This is a genomic window from Terriglobia bacterium (assembly GCA_020072815.1).
Taxonomy (GTDB): domain Bacteria; phylum Acidobacteriota; class Terriglobia; order Terriglobales; family Acidobacteriaceae; genus Angelobacter.
In genome coordinates, this window is record JAIQGE010000020.1 from 22,822 (window position 1) to 43,402 (window position 20,581).

The 20,581-nt window shown below is 59.4% G+C and carries 14 protein-coding genes; 3 read left to right on the forward strand and 11 right to left on the reverse strand.

The features are described from left to right. Positions 1-23: 23 nt before the first annotated feature. The 9 genes from recJ to LAO20_20400 all read right to left on the reverse strand — a co-directional run bounded on the left by recJ (position 24) and on the right by LAO20_20400 (position 13,544). On the reverse strand, positions 24-1,790 hold the full coding sequence (recJ, locus tag LAO20_20360) for a single-stranded-DNA-specific exonuclease RecJ (protein MBZ5533789.1): 1,767 nt from the start codon (positions 1,788-1,790) through the stop codon (positions 24-26). 118 nt (positions 1,791-1,908) lie between these two features. Further along, positions 1,909-2,373 (reverse strand): hypothetical protein, encoded by a 465-nt coding sequence (locus tag LAO20_20365; GenBank protein ID MBZ5533790.1) that lies wholly within the window; start codon positions 2,371-2,373, stop codon positions 1,909-1,911. Positions 2,374-2,586: 213 nt separating this feature from the next. After that, complete coding sequence (locus LAO20_20370; GenBank protein MBZ5533791.1) at positions 2,587-3,504, reverse strand: hypothetical protein; 918 nt, start codon at positions 3,502-3,504, stop codon at positions 2,587-2,589. A 677-nt stretch (positions 3,505-4,181) separates the two neighbouring features. Next, on the reverse strand, positions 4,182-5,582 hold the full coding sequence (locus LAO20_20375) for a PAS domain-containing sensor histidine kinase (protein ID MBZ5533792.1): 1,401 nt from the start codon (positions 5,580-5,582) through the stop codon (positions 4,182-4,184). Next, complete coding sequence (locus tag LAO20_20380; GenBank protein MBZ5533793.1) at positions 5,572-6,912, reverse strand: sigma-54 dependent transcriptional regulator; 1,341 nt, start codon at positions 6,910-6,912, stop codon at positions 5,572-5,574. The genes LAO20_20375 and LAO20_20380 overlap by 11 nt, the downstream gene beginning before the upstream one ends. A 113-nt stretch (positions 6,913-7,025) precedes the next feature. Further along, positions 7,026-7,721 (reverse strand): ABC transporter ATP-binding protein, encoded by a 696-nt coding sequence (locus LAO20_20385; protein ID MBZ5533794.1) that lies wholly within the window; start codon positions 7,719-7,721, stop codon positions 7,026-7,028. Positions 7,722-7,813: 92 nt separating this feature from the next. After that, on the reverse strand, positions 7,814-10,324 hold the full coding sequence (locus LAO20_20390; GenBank protein MBZ5533795.1) for an ABC transporter permease: 2,511 nt from the start codon (positions 10,322-10,324) through the stop codon (positions 7,814-7,816). A 124-nt stretch (positions 10,325-10,448) separates the two neighbouring features. Further along, the gene (locus tag LAO20_20395) at positions 10,449-10,916 is read right to left on the reverse strand and encodes a hypothetical protein (GenBank protein ID MBZ5533796.1); all 468 of its coding nucleotides are present in this window, start codon (positions 10,914-10,916) and stop codon (positions 10,449-10,451) included. A gap of 222 nt (positions 10,917-11,138) precedes the next feature. Beyond that, positions 11,139-13,544 (reverse strand): ABC transporter permease, encoded by a 2,406-nt coding sequence (locus tag LAO20_20400; protein MBZ5533797.1) that lies wholly within the window; start codon positions 13,542-13,544, stop codon positions 11,139-11,141. 187 nt (positions 13,545-13,731) lie between these two features. Between LAO20_20400 and LAO20_20405 the strand changes: the two genes are divergently transcribed. The 3 genes from LAO20_20405 to LAO20_20415 all read left to right on the forward strand — a co-directional run bounded on the left by LAO20_20405 (position 13,732) and on the right by LAO20_20415 (position 16,758). After that, entirely contained in the window at positions 13,732-15,165 is a 1,434-nt protein-coding gene (locus tag LAO20_20405; GenBank protein MBZ5533798.1) for an MBL fold metallo-hydrolase, read from the forward strand. Positions 15,166-15,264: 99 nt separating this feature from the next. Continuing rightward, on the forward strand, positions 15,265-15,594 hold the full coding sequence (locus LAO20_20410) for a hypothetical protein (protein MBZ5533799.1): 330 nt from the start codon (positions 15,265-15,267) through the stop codon (positions 15,592-15,594). Between the two features lie 75 nt (positions 15,595-15,669). After that, complete coding sequence (locus LAO20_20415) at positions 15,670-16,758, forward strand: hypothetical protein (protein MBZ5533800.1); 1,089 nt, start codon at positions 15,670-15,672, stop codon at positions 16,756-16,758. A 12-nt stretch (positions 16,759-16,770) separates the two neighbouring features. Here LAO20_20415 and LAO20_20420 read toward each other — a convergent pair whose 3' ends face one another. Both LAO20_20420 and LAO20_20425 read right to left on the reverse strand, forming a co-directional pair. After that, complete coding sequence (locus tag LAO20_20420) at positions 16,771-19,815, reverse strand: hypothetical protein (GenBank protein ID MBZ5533801.1); 3,045 nt, start codon at positions 19,813-19,815, stop codon at positions 16,771-16,773. A gap of 7 nt (positions 19,816-19,822) precedes the next feature. Next, positions 19,823-20,581 carry a hypothetical protein gene (locus LAO20_20425; GenBank protein ID MBZ5533802.1) on the reverse strand — a complete coding sequence of 253 codons (759 nt, stop codon included), beginning with the start codon at positions 20,579-20,581 and terminating at the stop codon, positions 19,823-19,825.

A 20,581-nucleotide genomic window follows, 5' to 3' on the forward strand; every position in this document is an offset into this window, starting at 1 on the left:
GGAATTAATATCGCTGTAAAGACTTACGTGTAAACAGGAACCGCTGCCGGCGACGATTTCTTGAAATCCTCCAGCGTCAGTTCCAGCCCGCCAAACTCCGGATGCAGGTTCATGGTGATGGTGTAGGCCAAGTCCAGCAGCTCGCCGGGCAAGTAGGCGTCCGCCTGGAGCCGCTGTGCCATCCGCCAGCCGACCGCCTCATAACTAAAGCCGGCTTTGTCCGGCCGCTTTTGGTTCACGCGCAGCTTGATGTGCTTCTCTTTGATGATCCTGGGCGGGACCAGCAGGCTTACGCCCTGGCTGGCAAACACCGGCTCAGGATTGCCTTGGCCGAAAGGCTCCAGCTTGCCGACCTGCTCCAGCAACGCAGGCGTGACGTCACCTAGCGGAAGCTCGGCGTCTATATCAATCGACGGCACGAAATCATCTACTGTAAGAATGTTTTGTGCAAATTGGTTCAAGCGTTGCTTTAAGTCTGGCAAGCGATCGCTGGGAAGAGCAAATCCTACCGCGTGCGCGTGGCCTCCGAAGCGGGTAAACAGATCGTGGCAGGATTCCAGAGCTTCCAGCAGATGAAAGGCCTTGATGGACCGTCCTGACCCGTGGGCTTCTTCGCCTTCGCGCGCGATCACCAATGCCGGACGCCCGGTCTTTTCCACCACCCGTGACGCTACAATGCCCACCACGCCACGATGCCAGCCTTCGCCGTCAAGCACCATGCAGAACTTGCCGGAAAGATCAGGTTCCGCGGCAAGCTGGGCATCAATATCGGTCACGATGCGCGCCTCTTCATTCTGCCGCTCGGTGTTGAGCTCGTCCAACTTCGTGGCGATTTCCCGGCAGCGCTCCACGTCTTTCGACGTGAACAGCTCGATCACGTCGCGCGCCACGTCCATGCGCCCGGCGGCGTTGATGCGCGGACCCAGGCGGAAACCGACGTCGCCTGCGCCCAGCGCCCGTCCCAACCCGGACAGCCCGGCCACTTCCATCAGCGCTTTCAGCCCGCCGTTCACCGGGCGACGCAGACCTTCCAGCCCCAGTTTGGCGATGACCCGGTTCTCGCCCTTGAGTTCGACGGCGTCGGCAATGGTGGCCATGGCCAGCATCTTCAGAAACGATGGAACCAGCCGCGCCTGGTCGGATGAATCTTTGAATTTCGCAAACAGCGCTTGCGCCACTTTGAAGGCCACGCCGGCGCCGCACAGCGCTTTGTTGGGATAGTCGCACCCCTGCTGGTTGGGGTTGAGCACCGCCAGCGCATTGGGCACGCCTTCGTGCGCTTCGGGCAGATGATGGTCGGTTACGATCAGGTCCACGCCCACGCGCCGCGCGGTGTCAGCGGCCTGGAATGCGCGGATGCCGGTGTCCACGCTGATCACCAGCTTTACCCCGGCGGCCGCGGCACGTTCTATCACGTCATCCTTGATGCCGTAGCCTTCCTTGATGCGGTGCGGGACGTGGAAGTCCGCCGAGCCGCCGCACAACTCGATGGCCGTCTTGAGGATGACGACGGCGGTGGTGCCGTCCACGTCGTAGTCGCCATAGATAAGGATGCTTTCCTGGTTGGCGATGGCCGCGCTGATTCGCTCGACCGCCTCGGTCATCCCGCGCAGGAGATAAGGAGAGTGCAACTGGTCTAGCGATGGAGTAAGAAACTTGTGAGCTTCGGCCGCGGTGGTCACGCCGCGCAAGACCAGCAGACGGGCGAGAATGGCGGAGACGCCGGCTTCAGCGCGCAGTTTCTCGAGGACTGCCGGATCGGGATTGAGGTAATTCCAACAAGAGCGCATGTTTGTTTCAGGGGCTGAAGCCCGATCTTTTCTAAAACGCAAACGGGACGGCTGAAGCCATCCCCTGATACCTACAGGGGCTGAAGCCAAAACCAAATCAAACCCTGGTTTTCAACTCTCATTCTTCTTCCGTGTCCGTATCGTCAATCAGGATGCCGTCGTAATCGTCGGCCATGTTTTCCAGGCGCTGGTAGCTCTCATACCACGCGGTGGAGACTTCGTAGAGGAAGACCACACCCTGGCAGGGGAAACCGAGTTGGACGAATCCTAGCTTGCCGACAAAATTGCGCAGCCAGCGGGCCTCTTCTAGGTCTTCTTCACTCATGTACTCGATTTCCTGGAGGCGGTTCACCAGCAGGTCAACATCTTCCTTGTCCAGGTCAACATGGTGCATGGTGACAAAGGCCACGCCCGCGGCCTTGGCCAGTTCCACAAAATCTTTCCAGGCGTCGGGATGGTCTTCGTCAGCGGTCCAGGGGACGTTGGGGACTTCGTCGCTGATGAAGGCGTTGAAGCGGCGCAGGCCGTGGCCTTCAATGAAGGCCACCATGTCATCTTTCAGATTGTGCAGGTCTTGATCCATGAGGTAGAGAACATATGATAGCGCGTTCCTGAGGGAAAAGAGAAAAGCGAGCAGTGGAGAATCCGCTGCCGAGTAGAGCTGCTGAAACGAACCGGATATCGAGCGCCTGCGTTCTTTGGAGAGGCATCGCTGCGCTCCCGTTGGAAAATATCAGTTTTCTGCCCAGAGCAAGATGTACCACAACTCTGATTTGTCAACCCTTCTGGGGCTACTTTAGGTTAGCAATCTATTGAAATACTCGATTACCGCCATCGTGACTCGAAGAATAAAGTCCGCATCAGCTTTCTTGAAAACGTGCGCTGGCCCCGAGTGCAGTTGTGGACTTGCCACGTCCCAGATCAGTTGCATTTGGCCAGAGAGCAGCTTGGCTTCTTCGTTATCGATCGTCAAATTATCCGCGATAAAGGTCTCAACGCGTTGCCTGAACTTAGCAGCTTGGCCTAGAGATGACGGTCTGGAATCCAATATTGTTTCTATTGCTTTCCTGCAATGCACTGCGGACTTGTCGAACTGACCTCCGGACAGGCACTTCTTGGCTTCCTGTATTTCTTTTACAGATGCTGGGAGTGCCTGAGCGATGAGCCCGGCTCCGTAGCGGACTTCAAGAACCTCCAAGCCCTGGTATCCGAGTCCCGGCAAAAGGTGATCGACCCATTGGGACCGCGGGATCACAAAGTTTAGGCCATCAACGCGGCCAGAATGAAAGCTGGACAATCCGTTGTTCGTGTGTAGTGCGAACAGCAGCTTAAAGGTGAGCTGTATTCGGAGATCAGCCCCGGCGCGGTCGTCCTCAATTCTTGTAAGGGTCGTCAGATCAAGAGGAATTTCAAATGTGACTTGTGTTGTCCTGGGAAACTTTTCGTCATAGGCATCCAGGAGAATGTCTTCCTGGAATCGGGCCACAACTCGTTGTTCTGGTGAATGTAACTGGCCCATCGCGCGAATAAGGGAAATGGGTCTCAAGCGGATTCCCTCTTGGGTGTATTCTCGCCAAGGATGTAGCGCGATGTTAGTGCAAATTCTTAACAACGGAAAATCAGGTCCACCTGACGCATTGATATTTGTAAGCTCGAACTTCATGGTCCCCAGCTGATCGCTGAGGCTGCTCATGTAAATGTTGCCCTCTGGCATTCTGTCCACCCTCCGACAAGCCCGTGAGCTATTGTGCCGTTGAGCTTTGAATTCTAAAGATACCAATAGTCGGCTGGAATGTCCTGTGGCGTTTGGCCCTCTGAGTGACCAACCCACATTCGGTCGTTCGTCTGATTCCGGAAGAAGTGGCCCAAGCAGAAATTGCACCGGCGACACGATTTTGCTTGCGATAGCGAATGGAATACGATATACTGCGCTGGATTATTTGTCTTGGTGGGCAAAACTACGCTGCGGCACATGGAGCGCGCATCAGGCCTTGACAGCGATTCGCATGAACCTCCAAATTTGGCTGCGATTCTTAATAAACTATTCACAATCAATCGTTTACGATAAAACTGTACCTTCTAGTAAACACTTGGGTGACCGTTGGGTCGAATGCAATAACCCTTTTATTTTCAGTGCAAGCCTTAGGGGAGGGGTACCCCCTGGGTTATCGAAGTGGTTGATGACTTCTAAGTAAATCCCGAATCCGCCCAGGCGGTGAAAAGAAGATCTTTGAAAACTGATGCGGGTTCCTGCGAAGAAACTTCGACAGAGGCAGGAGTGCCTCCACCCCGCCACGCGAAGCGCGCGCCGGGGCCCCGGCGCCTGTGCCACACGGTTCTCCACGATCGCGGCATCTCGTGCTTTATCCGCGGTGGCTCGCCCTGCGGTATTTAGTACGGAGAATAGCTGACCGGCAAGGCGATCACGGCCTCGCAGCCGGTGCGGTCGGTGCGGTTGGCCAGTTGCAGAACGCCGCCGTGGGCTTCCGCAATTTGCCGGCTCAGGATCAGTCCAATGCCGCTGCCGCCGTGCTTGGTGGTGAAGAACGGGACGAAGAGGTTGTCACTGTTCAGGAGGCCCAGGCCTTCGTCGCGGATAAAGACCTCAACGCTGCGGGCGTTGGTCCGCCAGCCGACTTCGACTGAGCCGGGATGCTTCAACGACGGGTCCAGCGACGCGTCCACGGCGTTGCGAACCAGGTTGATGAGGACTTGCTGGAGTTGGTCGGGATCGGCGTCAATCATCACCGTGGGGCCTTCCAGCACGCGCACCGGCAGCCGCCTTTCCAGCGACGCTACCAGCGCCACCAGCGGGCCGATCTCAATCCGGCTGCGCGTGGGCGCGGGCATACGCGCCAGTTGCGTGTAAGCCTGCATAAAGCGGTTGAGCGATTCCACGCGATTTTCAATCACCTTCAGCCCCTGCTGCATGTCCTGGCCAACTTCCGCCGGCAGACCGGCGCGCGCGGTGAGCGACGCCAGCGTGCCGACGATAGACTTAATGGGCGCCAGCGAATTGTTCAGCTCATGCCCCAGGACGCGAATCAGGCGCTGCCACGCCTGGCGCTCTTCTTCGCGCAATGCGCGGCTCAGGTCAGAGACGATCAGCAACTGGTGCGGCACGCCGTTCTCGCGAAATGACGTCTGGCTGATGGCCCAGCGGCCGTGCTTGCCGGGAAAAGTCATCTGCAGCGTCTGCGGCCCGGGCGAGTTGAGAAATTCCTGGAGGCCAAGTTCCTCGGCGGTGAGTCCCAGCATACGCGGAGCGATGCGGCCCATGAGCTGTTCGCCGGCGCGGTTTACGATCCGCAGGCGCTGTTGCTGGTCAAAAGTGAAGACCGCAACGTCAATCTCCATCATCACTTTCTTCAGCAGGGCGGTGGCTTCCAGCGCGCTGACTTTTTCCACTTGCAGGCGGTTGGCCAGCGCGTTGATCTCAAAGATCAGGTCAGCCAGCGAATCTTCCCGGCTGCCGCCGCGCAGGCGAAAGGAGAAATCATCTTCGCGAATGGCGGCCACCATGTTGGAGAGAGTTTGCAGCGGGCGGATCACCTGGCCGTGCAGAGCGGAGGTCCCAATCAGCCATCCTACGGCGATGAACAACGTGATGGTCCACTTCAGTTCCAGGGAATGGCCGCCGAACCACAACAGCAGTTCCGCCACCAGCACGCCGGGCAAGCTGATGAGCAGCGCCATCAGAGTCATGCGGGTATCAAACTTCAGCCTCTGTTTTACCGGGGGGCGGGGCGGGCCGGTGACGGAGATGGATTCGAACTGCGGATCAGAGGCCATACTTTTGCATGCGGCGGTACAGAGCGCTTCGGCTCAAACCAAGCGCCTCGGCTGCATGGCTGATGTTGCCTGCATGACGCGTGAGCGCTTTGCGGATGAGCAGGCATTCTACTTCTTCCAGGCCCATATCTTCTATTTTGGCCGATCCGGCGCGCTCGGCTTCCAGGCCCAGGTCTCCGGGGAGAACCTGGTCGCCCACGCTCATCAGCACCGCGCGTTCAATCGAGTGGTCAAGCTCGCGCACGTTGCCGGGCCAGGGATGCTCCATCAGTTTCTGCAGCACGGCAGGCTCAAACCCCTTGAGCGGCTTGCGATAACGCTGGGCATAAAGTTTGAGAAAGTGCGCCGCCAGCAGAGGAATGTCTTCCTTGCGTTCACGCAAAGGCGGAATATGCAGCTCCACGGTGTTGAGGCGGAAGAGAAGGTCAGAGCGGAAGCGGCCCTCGGCGCATTCCAGCTTGAGGTCAGCGTTGGTTGCGGAGACCACGCGCACGTCAACCTTGTGGGTCTTGGACGACCCCACGCGCTCCATCTCGCCGATTTCCAGCACGCGCAGCAGCTTGGCTTGCTGCTTCAGGGGGACGTTGGCGATCTCATCGAGAAACAGCGTGCCGTGGTCGGCCAGTTCGAAGCGGCCAACGCGGTCAGCCCGCGCATCGGTGAAGGCGCCTTTCACGTGTCCAAAAAGTTCGCTTTCAAACGTGCCTTCCGGCAAGCCGCCGGTGTTGACGGTGATCATGGGCCGTCCGGAGCGGGAAGACAGCGCGTGCAGCGTCTGGGCGACAACCTCTTTGCCGGTCCCGTGCTCGCCTGTGATGAGCACGTTGGCGTCACTGGGGCCGATGCGGCTGATCAGCGTGAGCAACGGCTGCATGGCGTTGGACTCAGCGATGAATGTGGGACGGTTCTGCGCGCGGAGCAAACTGTTTTCCGCTTCCAGGCGTTCGGCCCGGCGCATGGCGCGATAGAGATCAACCTGGGTACGAATGATGGTGAGCAGCCGGGGATTGTCCCAGGGTTTTTGGATGAAGTCGCGCGCGCCGCGACGCATGGCTTCCACGGCAAGTTCCACGCTGCCCCAAGCGGTCATCACCACGATTGGGAGCCGGCTGTCCGCCGATTGCACCCGGCCCAGCAGCTCCATGCCTTCCTGGCCGGACGTGGTGTCACGCTGGTAGTTCAGGTCCATGAGCATCACGTCAAACTCGCCGCTCTGGACCGACTCCAGCGCCGCGGCGGGGTTGCTGACGGTCTCAATCGCGTAGCCTTCGGCTTTCAGCAGCAGGCGCAGGGCTTCGCGCACGTCGGCCTGGTCGTCCGCGATCAAGATGCGCGCCGGGCCGGCCTTGGCGACGGCCGGAGCGAATTCAATTTCCTGTGCTTTGGTTGGCACCCTTGACACTCTCCAAATTCAAACTGCTAATTCGTTTGCGACATATGTTTCTAAGCGGTGGCGCTGTCTGGCGGAGCGGACGTGTCCGAGACAATCCAGCCGTCTTTGAGCTGGATGACGCGGTTGCCGTAGGCCGCGTTGGCTTCCGAGTGCGTCACCTGAATGATGGTTGTCCCGGCGTCATTCAATCTGCGGAAGAGTTCCATGATCTCTTTGGCTTGCGCCGAATGCAGGTTTCCCGTGGGCTCGTCGGCCAGGATCAGTTTGGGATTTCCAGCCACGGCGCGGGCCACGCCCACCAACTGCTGCTGTCCGCCGGAAAGCTGGTTGGGATAAAGATCTTTCTTGCCGACGATCTGAAAGCGGTCAAGAATGTCGGCCACCATGGACGCCCGCTGCGGCCGCGGGATGTCGCGATACGAAAGCGGCACGTCAATGTTTTCCTGCACCGTCAGATTGTCCAGCAGGTGATAGCTTTGGAAAACAAAGCCGATGAACTTGCGATTCAGCTCGGCGCGCTTCTTGCGGTCCAGTTTGTGGACCACGTGGTCGCCAAAGACGTATTCGCCGGCCCAGCCGTCGTCCAGCATGCCGACAATGCTCAAGAGCGTGGTCTTCCCTGCTCCGGACGGCCCCATGATGGTGACAAATTCGCCCTCTTTCACGTTGAGGTTTACTCGGCGCAGCAGCCACATGGTGCCCGCCGGGCTTTTGATGGTTTTCTCCAGATTGCGCAACTGAATCATGTGTTTCCTTTGACGACCGTCCGGGAACAACACGTTTTGGCGTTGATTAAAAGCTTGTGAGTCCCCTTCAATTACCAATTTCTTCTATTCTCTCATTCATACCGCAATGCAACCATAGGATCAACGCGAGTGGCGCGCAGGGCCGGGATCCAACCCGCAATAGCGGCGATGGCGCCCAGCGTCAGCACCACGGCGCCCAATGAGAGCGGATCGGTGGAACGGAGCCCGACCAGCATAGACGCAAACACCCGCGACCCCAGCAAGGACAAGGGGATACCGGCGGCCACGCCAACCAGCACCACTTTCATGGATTCCATCAGGACCAGCGTCATCACCTGCGACCGCTGCGCGCCCAGCGCCATGCGCAGTCCAATTTCGCGCGTTCGGCGGCTCACGGTGTAGGACATGACGCCGTAGAGTCCCAGGCACGCCAGCAGCAGCGCCAGCAGTCCGAAGAAGCCGGTGAGCTTGGCCAGAAGAATATCCAGGGAGATATTGCCATCCACTAGTTCGGGCAAAGTTTTCACGCGGTTCAACGGCACGCTGGGGTCGTCGGCGGCAAATGCCTTACGCACTGTCTCAGTCATGGCCGCAGGATCGCCGGCCGTCCGGATCTCAAAGTTGACGGCGAACAGAGCGTCGGGCGCCTGGCCCAGCGGCACATAAAAGCGGCGGGGCACGGGTCCGCGCAGATCGTGGTCGCGCATGTCGCGCGCGACTCCGACGATTTCCATGGGCTTGTCTCTCGACTCCTGGTCATCAATCCACAAGCGTTTGCCCAGAGGGTCCGAGTTGCCGAAATAGAACCGCGCCATAGTCTCATTGATTACGACCACTCGCAGGGCGGTGGGCGTATCCTGCGGGCCAAATTCGCGCCCACGAAGGACGGGGACCCCCAAAGCCTTGAAATAGTTGGCGCCAACCTGGTCCCAGTACACCAGCCGGTCTTCGTCCCGGCTGCTGGTATAGCCTTCAATCTTCACTTCGCTGGCGGACTCGGTGCCGCTGAACAGTCCATTCTCTGAGCCGGTAACACTGCGCACGCCGGCCAGCGCGCTCAAGCGGTCGGTCATCTCACGCTGAAAGTTGATGAACGGCTGGACTTTGTAACCCGCCGCCACGGGATCGGCGCGGACCATGAGCAAGTTCTCGCGGCTGTATCCCAGATCAAGTTTCTGCAAATTGTTGAGGCTGCGCAGCAAGAGACCGGCAGAGAAAAGGGCCAGCAGGCAAATGGCCACCTCAACCGCCACCAAAATTTTGCCGATGGGAAAGCGGCCGGATTGCCCCTGAGCAAGCGTGCTCTCCTTGAGTGTGGGAGCCACGGCCACGCGGGTGGCGCGCAGCGCAGGCGCCAACCCAAAGATGAGGCCAGTCAACAGACAAAGCCCCGCGGTGAAGCCCAGCACTCTCCAATCGAGCGCCACTTGCAAACCGTCGCTGGCGCGGGCGCCCACGCTGAGGGTCAGCAGGGCTTGGGTCGCCCATCTCGCGGCTAAAAGTCCGGCGACTCCGCCGAGCAAAGCCAGGATCACGCTTTCCGTAAGAAGCTGGCGCACCAACCGCGCGCGGCCTGCGCCGATGGCCAGGCGAACGGCGACTTCTCTTTGCCGCACGGCAGCCCGCGCCAGGAGCAGGTTGGCGACGTTGACACACGCGATCAGCAGAACTAATCCAACAAATCCCATCAACAGGAGGAGCGGCTGGCGATAGTCGCCGCGCACCGCGGAAAATCCCAGCGCGCCGCCGGTTGCCACAGGAACTTTAGACCTCTGGAGTTCGGCCTGATCGCCGGGATCAATGGCCTTGATCTGGGGGCTTTGCAGCCATTGCTTGAAAACCACGTTGATGTTGGCTTCCGCCTGAGCCGCGCTGACGCCGGGCTTCAACCTGGCGATGCACCGCAACCACGAGGCGTGGACTTCTTCCAGCCATGGCCGGCCGCGCAGCATTTGCTCCTGCATCATCATGGGCACCCAGAAATCCTGCTTGTCGCCGACGGTATCGCCGATGAATCCGGGCGGAGTGACTCCCACCACGGTGTACGAATAGTTGTTCAGCTTCAGGGTCTTGCCGATGATGTTGGGATCCTGCGACAGCTTGTTCTTCCAGAAACCGTGGCTGATGACCGCCAGAGGATGGGCCCCTTTGGCCACGTCATCCTGCTCGGTCAGAGTGCGGCCCATGATGGTACCCACGCCCAAAACCGAGAAATAATTTCCGGTCACCAGGACTCCGGTTGCCTCTGAGGTAACCAGGCCGTTTTCATTTTCAACTTTAGAGCGGTTGACCTCGCCGGAGGCCATCATGCCTGAGAAAACTGTATTGCCGTCGCGCAGCACGCGGTACAGCGGATAGGAAAACAGATCGGCTTGCGGCGTCCCAAGATTGCGGGAGTTTGCCCTGGCGGGATCGCCCACGAAAACGAGCTGGCCAGGGTCCTTGACCGGCAACCTCTTGAGCAGCACCGCATTGATCAGGCTGAAGATGGCCGTATTGGCGCCGATGCCCAGCGCCAACGTCAGGACGGCCACCGAGGCAAAAGCCGGGCTCTTGCGTAACATGCGCAGACCATAGCGAAGATCTTGGATAAGCGTTTCCATTTAACTCTCTTGACTCCGTATTCTTTGAACTTCGCAGCAGGACTTCTTGCCGGACACCACGCACGTGTCCCTGCGCATCGCCGGCCGTCCGACGCTGATGTCAACTTTGGTCTTTGTCGAAATCCTAAATCTGGCTGGTGGCCCCGGTATCATGCAGCGCGCCCAGCGCCCAGGCTGCATTCTTGCGCGCTGCTGGAATGGGTGAATTCTTCAGCACGCGCAGAAGCGGTTCAATGGCTGGATGCCCGATATTGACCAGAGCCGCGGCTGCTTCTTCCCCCAGGGTCATTTTCTGGATGGCCCGGCTGGTGCGGTATCCGGAAGGATCAACCGAAGTTGTATCGCCAAGCAAATTCACCAGCGGATCCACCGCGGCTGCGGCTGCCGAATGCTGCTGGCCGAGCCAGTAAGCTGCCGCGGCTTTTTGCTGCGGTTTGCCGGACTTGAGCACCGCCACGCGATGGCCAATCGCCTGTTGGCCTGCAGCCGCGCCGTTCGAAGGAGTGGGGCTATGTTTGGGCCCGAACCCGGTGGCCGCCAGCAGAGACACTCCCATTACCACAAAGAGGCCCGCTTTCTTCGCTTCACGCATAGCAGTTCCTCGGTTTCCCGGCAGCCGAGTCCGGATCAGCCCGGCCTGCTCGTCCGCACAACTCTAGGGCAACAAGGGAGATATGGCACTTTTTATGCCAAGCAGGATACGAGTTAACTTACTGAAAACATGAGTACAATTAGACCTGCTTTGCCTGATTGAAGACACTGCGGTGTCCGCAAACGAATCCGGCTGTTCGAAATCGAACAGCATCTGCAAGACCTATTCGCAGCGCAAGGCCTCCAAGGGATCTACCTTGGACGCTTTGCGCGCCGGACCGTAGGTGGCCAGCAGCACCACCACAAAAAGCATGCCCGCCACACATAAGAAGATGACCGGGTCTCTTGCGGCAACGCCATAGAGCAAACTGGACAGCAGCGCGGTGGCCAACAGAGCGCCAAATACGCCGACGGCGAGCCCAAATAGAGCGATCTTTGCTCCTTGCTTTAGGACCATGCGCAGCACATCATCCCGGCCGGCGCCCAAGGCCATGCGAATACCGATCTCATGCGTGCGCTGGGCCACGGAGTAGGCGATCACGCCGTAGATTCCAATCGCCGCCAGCAGAAGGGCGAGTCCGGCAAAAATTCCGAGCAGCAAACTGCTGAACCTCTGCGGCGCCAGGGAAAAGTTGAGGCGGTCAGCCATAGTGCGCACGTCGTAGACAGGCTCGTCCGGCGCAACTTCACTTACGGCTTTACGCACGGTGGGGACCAAGGTGGAAACTTCCATAGGGCTGCGGACAACCAGGAAGGTCCACGGAGGCGGGTCGGCTTGCAGAATTGGAACGTACATTTCGGCGTTGCTTGAGGCCCGGAGACTCTGCAGTTTCACGTTCGCCACCACACCAACAACTTCAAACCATTGATCGTGGATCCTCAGCTTTTGGCCCACAGGGTCCTTGCCGGGCAGAAACTTCTTACTAAAGGCCTGGTTGATAATGGCCACGCGGGGAGCATCCTGATTGTCATGCGAACTGAACTCGTGGCCTTCCAGCAATCGAGTTTGCATGGTCCTCATGTAGTCAGAACTCACGCGGCGGTAGTCTGAGTACAAAGCCACTCCGGGAACCGACGGCTGGCCTTCGATTTCGAAGGACGTTCCAGTCCGCGAACCGCTGAAGGGCAAATCGTTGGTCGCGCCCGCGGAAACCACGCCGGGAATCGCCTCCAGCCGTTCGACGATTTGCTGATAAAACTCTCCCCGCTGCAGAGCTTGCGGATACCGGGCCTCAGGGACGGAGATGCGCAGACCAAGAACATTCTCCGCCTGAAAGCCGGGATCAACATGCTGCAACTGCCACAGAGTCTTGCTGAGCAGCCCGGCACAGACCAGAAGGACGAGAGCCAGGGCGATCTCCAGCACAACAAAAGCACTGCGCAGGCGGAGGCGTTCGGCGATCCGAGTTGAGTGTGTGGCCGCTTCCTTCAAGGATTCATTTATGTCCGGCCGGAGCGCGTGCAACGCCGGAGCAATACCGAACAGGATACCGGTGACCACGCACGCCAGTGCGGTAAACGCCAGGACCCATCCATCCATTTCAAAGGTACGTAAGCGCGGCACGGCGCCGCTGCTGCCGGCAATCACCAGCTTCCCCGCTGCCAACGAGAGCAACAAGCCCAAAGAGCCGCCGATGGCCGCGAGCAGACTGCTTTCCGTCAGGAACTGGCGGACGAGCCTTGCGCGGCTGCCTCCCAGCGCCAAGCGAATGCCAATCTCTTTTTGCCGGGAAAAAGCGCGGGCCATCATCAATCCAGCGACGTTGGCGCAGGCAATCAGCAGGACCGCCAGCACCGAGCCCCAAAGCACCAATAGAGTGCGGCGCACGCCGCCTACCATTTCGTCCTGCAAGCCAACCAGGCGAAAGCCGGTGGTCTTGTTTTGGGGATATTGTGCGGCAAGCCTGGCGGCGATGGTGTTCATCTCCGTTTGCGCCTGGTGGAGCATAACGCCGGGCTTCATCCGCCCGACGGCAAATAGGCCGCGGCTGCCGCGTCCGGGTCCTGCTCCCTTGAGGTCAAATCCCGGCAAGCACCATGCCTCGATTCCGGAAGTTGGAAACTGAAAATCGGCCGGCACGACTCCGATCACTGAGTAGGAATCTCCGTCGAGCGTGATGCTCTTGCCGACAATGCTCTGGTCACCGCTAAAATAGCGCTGCCACGCTCCGTAGCTCAGCACCACGACGCGGTCTTTGCCGGGGGCGTCTTCATTGGGCAGGAAGGTGCGCCCGCGCAACGGCTTGGCCTTGAATACTGCAAAAAAGTCTGCCGTGGTATGGACGGCATTGATCAGCGTGGGGATTTTCTGGCCGCTGAGGACCGGTTTACCGAAAATATATGTAGCAGTAGCTTCCAGAGTCGCGCTTTGCTTTTGCCAGTCAAGAAAGTCGTAGGGTGAAATTGGCCCTTGGGTTTCGCCCCGAGCCGAGTCGGTCTCCCAGATCTGCAGCAGGCGATCAGGTTGGGTATACGGCAACGGACGCAGCAGCACGGTGTTCAACACGCTGAACATCACTGTGTTAGCGCCCATGCCGAGCGCCAGCGTCAGGACGGCGGCTGCGGCAAATCCGGGCGACCGGCGCAGCATGCGCACGGCGTAGCGAAGATCGTGGAAGAGCGTATCCATTCCATCCGCCTCGGTACTTCTCGTCTCTCCAGGAACGTCCGACGGCGTCGATTCTTGCACAGACGAAGGCAAGCCGCGGGACTTTTCCGCCGAACATTTTCTCACCATTCGGCGATAGCAGTTGCGTTGGGGCCGCGTCTTGCTGTGAAATGAACTGCTGCACAAATCCTTTTCCCCCAGGAACCTTGTGGCCTATCTGCAATTTCTCGGCGCTGCCGGTACGGTAACCGGCTCCAAACATCTCATCAACACCTCCGGCGACGGCGACGGCAAACGCGGTATGCAGGTCCTGATTGACTGCGGGATGTTCCAGGGCCAAAAAGAATGGCGTCTGAAGAACTGGACAGATACGCCCGTCCCAGCGCGGGAAATTGACGCCGTGATCCTGACGCACGCGCACCTGGACCACTCCGGCTGGATTCCCCGTCTGGTGAAGGAGGGCTTCAAGGGACGGGTGTACGCCACGCCTGCAACCATTGACCTGTGCGGCGTGATCCTGCCCGACTCCGGCCACCTGCAGGAGGAAGAAGCGCGCTTCCACAACCAGAAAGGAACTTCCAAGCACTCGCCTGCTCTGCCGCTGTACACGTTGGAGGAAGCACAGGAGTCCTTGAGCATTTTCCAGCCGGTAGACTTTGGCGAACTCAAGCAGTTGAGCGACGAACTTTCATTTCGCTTCGTCCATGCGGGGCACATTCTCGGCTCGGGGATGGCTGAAGTTTTTCTGAAGCAAAATGGCAGTTCGCTCAAGCTGCTATTCACCGGCGACATCGGCCGCGTTCCTCAGGTATCGGAGGCGCCTGGGCGCGTGGTCCACGCCGGCCCCGATCCCAATGAAGATCCTGAGTTTCTGGTGATGGAGTCTACTTACGGCAACCGCAGCCATCCCCACGATGACGTCCGGCCGCTGCTGGCGCAGTTGATCAACGACACGGTGCATCGCGGAGGCACCGTGGTGGTGCCGGCCTTCGCGGTCGAACGGACGCAGAAATTTCTTTTTCTCCTGAAAGAGCTCATGGAAAACAACCGGATTCCACGGGTCCCCGTCTTCGTGGACAGCCCCATGGCCATCAAGGCCGTGGAGATTTGCATGAAATACACCAGCGAGTTCAACCAGGAGGCCCAGGACCTGGTGCGGAAATACGGTTCGCCGCTCAATTGGCCGGAGTTTACCTTTGCCTTGAAGCAAGAGGAGTCCAAGAAGATCAATGACGTGGTTTATCCCTGCATCATTGTGTCTTCCAGCGGCATGGTCACCGGCGGACGCATCCTGCACCACCTGATGCACCGGCTGCCCGATCCGAAACACCAGGTCATCTTCATCGGCTTTCAGGCGCCGGGAACGCGCGGGGCCATCATCAAGAGCGGCGCCAAGTCCGTGCGGATCTTCTCCCAGGAAGTTCCCATACGGGCCCGCGTTGCCGCGCTGGAAGAATTCAGCGACCACGCTGACACGGAAGAGCTCCTGCGCTGGCTCAAGACGTTTAAGAAGAAGCCGCGGACAACGTTTCTCGTCCACGGCGAAGCAGAAGCGACGTCCCAGTTGAGGGAAGCCATCACCAGCCAGTTGGGCTGGCAAGTGAACATTGCGCAGTGGCTGGAAAAAGTGCCGCTGGTTTGATGTCCGGCGGCTTTACGAAAGGCTTATTTTGACGAGGGTATCCCAAGGACACTCCAAGTTGAGCCAGTAAAGAAAGCAGTCAGGAAAGGACGGCCCGTCATGTTCCACGACTCTTGTAGCTCTTCGCGCCGAAAAATCCTGCCGATAATGGCGGCCGCGGTATGCGTCCTTTCCGTCCTTCCGCTCGAATCGCAAAACACGGATTCTGCTCAAGCCGTAATGCACATCCATGTGACTGTTGTTCCCGTCGTGATGGCTCCAGCTGCGCGGCAAAGCGTAGGCGCAGAAAGCTCGATCACGTACAACGTACCGGCGCGCCCCGCCAAGATCTCAATCACCGAAGAACTGCGCCTTCCCGGACCCAATGATGGCATTCCGCCGGCAGCCAGCAAGGCCATGGTGCGCGTCACGACGGTAGTGGTCGACTAACGCAGTGAGCGCCGTCACGCCCCCAGACTTTGGGCTTCGGCTAAACTTTAGCTGCTCCCATGGTTGAATGAACACATGCCAGAAGCCAGCCTCCAAGGCGCCATCTTTGTCCTCAACCTCTATGACGTTGCGGATGAGATAAACCTGGAGAAGGTACGCCAGATCATCGGCGGGACAACGGTTTCACCCACGTTCAAGCATCCTGCGCCCGAATATGTGCGTTTTGAACGCCCACCGGTGATTGAGCCGATTCCGCCGGTGTTCTTGCCTTCAGGTGAACGCTTTGATGCGACCCTGCAATATTACGACTACGGCGTGGTGAGCGTGCTCCTGCGTTTTGCGTTCAGCGGCGACTGGCGCGCTCTGCAGCAGCGTTCCGCAAGCTGGATTTCCGGCAAGCTCTTTGACGAACTTTCCCGGGAGATGATCCGCCAGAAACTGGACCTTCTGCAGTCGGCGCTGGTGAAGCCCTACGAGAACTGGCTGGCGGAGGACTACTACATCTTCCACTTGCGCACCATCGCCGGATGCGCAAGCGGGTCAACAGTCCTGCAGCAGTTCGGACAGGAGATCAGCCAGATTGTCCGCGGTGAACCGGTACAACTGGCCGACCTTGAGCGGGCTGAAGTGCTCCAGGGCGCCATGTCTTACTATCCCTACGACCTCAACGTAGTGGGATGGAATGCAGCTTTCATTTTTGACACCGAAGCGGGCGCCGAGACTACGATACGCCTGCTCGAGTACGCCAACTCGCAGCTTATCCAATTCCGCCACTACGACGAGGTTCTCACCCGCGAACTCAGAGACGTATACCGCTTCCTGGAACAGCACCGCACCGGGCTGCTTGCCGGATGGCGGATGAGACCGGCCGCCGGGCGCCTGCGAACCATGCTGCTGGAAGTAACCGAGCTCACGGAACGCACCCACAACGCGCTGAAGTTTGTGGGCGACATGTTCTCCGCGCGGCTGTATAAGCTAAGCGCGGCCAAGATCGGCGTGCCTGATTACCAGACGCTGGTGCAGGAGAAACTTCGAGCAGCCGACGAGCTCTATGACTTTGTGATTGAGCAGTTCCACCAGACGCGCGCCTTTGCCCTGGAGTTCATTGTGGTGTTGATCCTGGTGATTGAGCTGTTCTTTCTATTTACCGGGAAGAGGACGTAGAGTGTCGGCGGCTCAATTCTTCTGCGAGCTTACAGCGGCGGAATCCGTCAGGTACGGCGCTAGTTCAGGATTGGCGATGACAATGGTCGCGCCTTGCACCTGTATGGGCTCCGCCGGCATGTGCACCACACCCGACGGAACTTTCAATCCAGCCGCCAGCGGCTTGACCGGGACCATTGTGATGGTCATGTCGCCCGCGGGAAGATCACGCAGCAGGAAACTTCCGTTGTCGTCGGTCTTGACCGTGCCGCGACCGGCGGTAAGCTGGACTCCGGCCAGCGGAACAAGATTGTAGTCCGCAGTCGCACCGGCCTGGCCGCCTGCTCCCTGGGCCTGTCCGCGACCCGCTTGTCCGGATTTGCCGCCTCCCTGCCCTCCGCGCTGCGTGCGCGTGGTACCGGCGGGCATGCCCCCGATCTTCAATTTGCTGAGGTCCGATTTGGCTGAGTCAACAGCCTGTGCAGCTGGTTCAGCCAGGACTCTCACGAAGACCCGTCCGGCGATGGAACGTAGCGCGCGCGCTGGTACATCCGCTACGACGGTGGAAACCGGCGCGATGTGCACCGGGAACGAATCGGTCGGCAATGAGTAGTTCGAAGGCAGACTGGCGGCGTCCACGGTGAGCGTGTAGTCGCCGGGAGGAACGTCGTCCAGCTCAAAGTCGCCGCTGCTTTCCGTAATGATTGTACGTTTCTGCTTGTCTTTATCTTCGGCTCCCGCTCCGGCATTGACGGCGGTCAGGACCAGGCGAATCGCATTCATGCCGGCGGAGTCGGGCTGGCGACGGCCTTCAAAGCGCAGATCATTGAATACGTTACCGACGAGACGCGCAAAGTTGACCACGCCAAAGTTCATTACCGCCACGTGGTCGCGGAGCAGGTCCGCATTGAGCTGGCTGGGCGTGGTCATGCGCACCGGGTCGCGGAACTGGGTAAGAGCAATGGTCACCTGGTGTTCATCCGCGGAAACTCCATTGAACTTGTAGCGGCCCTCGCGATCAGTCAGCACGCTGTCGCCGTTCTCAAGCTGCACCTGCACGCCAGGCAGGCCGGGCTCGCCGGCGTTGTACGTGCCGTTGAGGTTGTTGTCGCGAAAGACGCGGCCCTCGATCACTCGCGTGCGGTGGCCGGGAATGAGGCGGTCGGGCGCGGTGACAAAACTCTTCACAAAGCCAAACGACAGCAGCGTGGTGCGCTGCGCTGAGCTCAGCGAATTGCCCAACAGCCACACGTTGGTCAAACTGGAATTCAACTGGAAGGTGGGGCTGAGCTGATACACCAGGCCGTAGCCGGCAAACGGCGTCCAGGATTCGCGGCCGGATATGCTGGCGCGGGCGAAAGAGAAATTCGGGTTCACGCGCAGTTTGTTGCCCACGCGGAACTGGCCGGCGGCGGACACCGAGTCGCTGATCGGGTGCTCGGCTTCCAGCAAGGCCCGGATTTCCGGCGGCAGGTTACTGGACTCAACAAACGATACCGGGTCCTGCAGGAAGAGCTGCTGCAAAGCGGGCGAGAGCAAACTGAGCTCAGAACTCAGCTTGGCCGCCAGCGAAGGATTGCGGCGGTCATGCTCGTAAGCCACGAACATGCTGTCGGACGCGCCAACAGGAAAAATCAGCGACTCACGGAAGGCCATCTGGTCTTCAGAGTTCAACTGCAGCGGGTCCTGCACGGACCCAATCGTGAATTGCGCGGCGTTGGAGACCCGCGGCGTGATCTGGTAATGCCAGTTGGTGTCAAAGCGATTCCCCGTGGACGACTGGCTGGTAAAGCCGCCGTTGTTACGGCTGAAGGTGTATATGAAACTCAGGTCGTTGGCTTTGTTGATCCGCCAGGCGATGGTGGGCGAAAGATAATCAGAGCTGCCTGCATGCAGGACTGTTCCAACCGCAGCGGTCTCAGAGTGCTGGTAGTAAACCGACTCCGCCACTGATGCGCCGCTGCGAAACGACGCGGCCGCTTTGATTGACGTGGTGCCGGAAAACAGCGAAAGCACCTGGTTCAGCGGGAACATGGGAGCGGACTTGGAAACCTGGGCATACGCTGTGACGCCGCGGCCGGTGTAGCCGACTTCGCCCCGTCCCATGCTGCCGTGATTGCTGCTGCCGCCCAAGGCCCGCAACGTCCACTTCTTGTCGGGCAAGTAAGAAAAGCCGGCGGTCTGCATGAAGTCGTTCTGCCGGACCGAACTCTGTCCCAGGAAATCCAGCGGCGTATTGATAAAAGTGGTGGTGGTAAACAACGCCAGCTTGTCAGACTGGTTGCGCTCAAAGGAGAAGCCGGCGACGTCGCGGGTGGCGCCCAGCGTCAGATAAAAGAAAGGAATCGTGGTGCCGCCAAACAGCGAATAGCGATTGCGGCCATGCTTCACGCCGACTTCAGCGCCGCGCAGCTCGATGGCATCGGAAGTACTAAACGGGCTGGCGTACTGATAGGTGTTGGCTCCGGTCAGGCTGGTGATGAAATCCATGGCACGCACTTCGCGCACCGGATCGTGATAGTAGATGGAGGCATGGCGGACGTTGAACGGATGGCTGCCTTCCGCCATGTTGTCTTCCATCTGGCTGACCATGTCCAGATGTCCTTTGTCGCCCACGGGCTGCGCCCAGGTCACGCCGTTGAGAATGGATGTGGTGGTCACGCCGCCGGTGTTGGCCAACTGCACGGTAGAACCAAAAGTTCCCTGCGCCATTTCCGACATTCGCCGCAATGAGCCCGGCGAAAGCACCAGCAGCGGCCGCTCGACTACGCGCAGACGCAGGCTGACTGCCTTGCCGCCCATGTACCCCAGAGCCACCGTCTCTCCGCGCGAGAGCCCAAAGAACTGGATGACGTCGCTGGAGGTTTGCGCGCGGGCAATCTCTTCGTCCAGCACGATGATGTTGGTGATCCCCGGGGCAACCACGGTCTTGGAAGAATGCCAATAGATCTCAACCAAAGACGGGACACCGGCCGCGGACAGCGCGCCGGGCGATTGCGCTTCCATCTGCGAACACACCGCAATCGTCAGCGCGATGAGCGCTGTTGCGAGAGACGCGGGGTGTCTGCGATCTTTCATCCGTTATCTATTGCGGCCCTTTCACCGTGAATGGAAGCTGCTGGGTATCAATGCGATCTTCTCCGTACGACACGGTCACCACGGCGGTGTAATCGCCCGGTGGCAAATTGCCGGTCCAGCCCACGTGGACGCTGTTTTTCTGTCCTGGCAGGAACCGCTTGACCTCTTCCTGGTTGTCGGCTTTGGCGACCAGCTTGTGGCCGGCATCCAACACCGCGACGCGCGCCAGCGGGAAGATGTGCGTATTGCCGGCGTTGAGCAGATCAAAATCCAGGCTGAGGCCCTGGTTCGCCGAGGGCGGCGCCAGCTTCACGTTGCTGAGTTCAATCTTGAAGTCTTCCGTTTTTTCCGCGCTGAGCAGCACCAGGCAACCCAGGCGCATTTTGGTGAAGACCTGTTTGCCGTCCTTCTGATCGTTGAAAGAAAGCTCCGGCTTGGAATTGATGAACAGGACCGCGTAGTATCCGCCGCGAGCGTCCGCCGGAGGCGTGACAATGGCCTTCATCTTCTGCGTTCGGCCGGCAGCGACCTGGAACTTTTCCGGAACGAACTGGATCCAGTTGGCCGCGGAGCGGGGCGAAGTGCCGGGAGCGGAGAAGGTCTTTTCGTTGCGGTCGTTGTACCAGAGGTCAGTAATCTCCACGCTCATCTCCACCGCCTGGCTCCCGCTGTTCACGGTGGAGAGATCAAGCTGGAAAGGCACGCCGGGCTTGAAGGTTTGTACGATCTGGGCGGGGGCCAAGCCGACCGACTGAGCTTGAGCCAT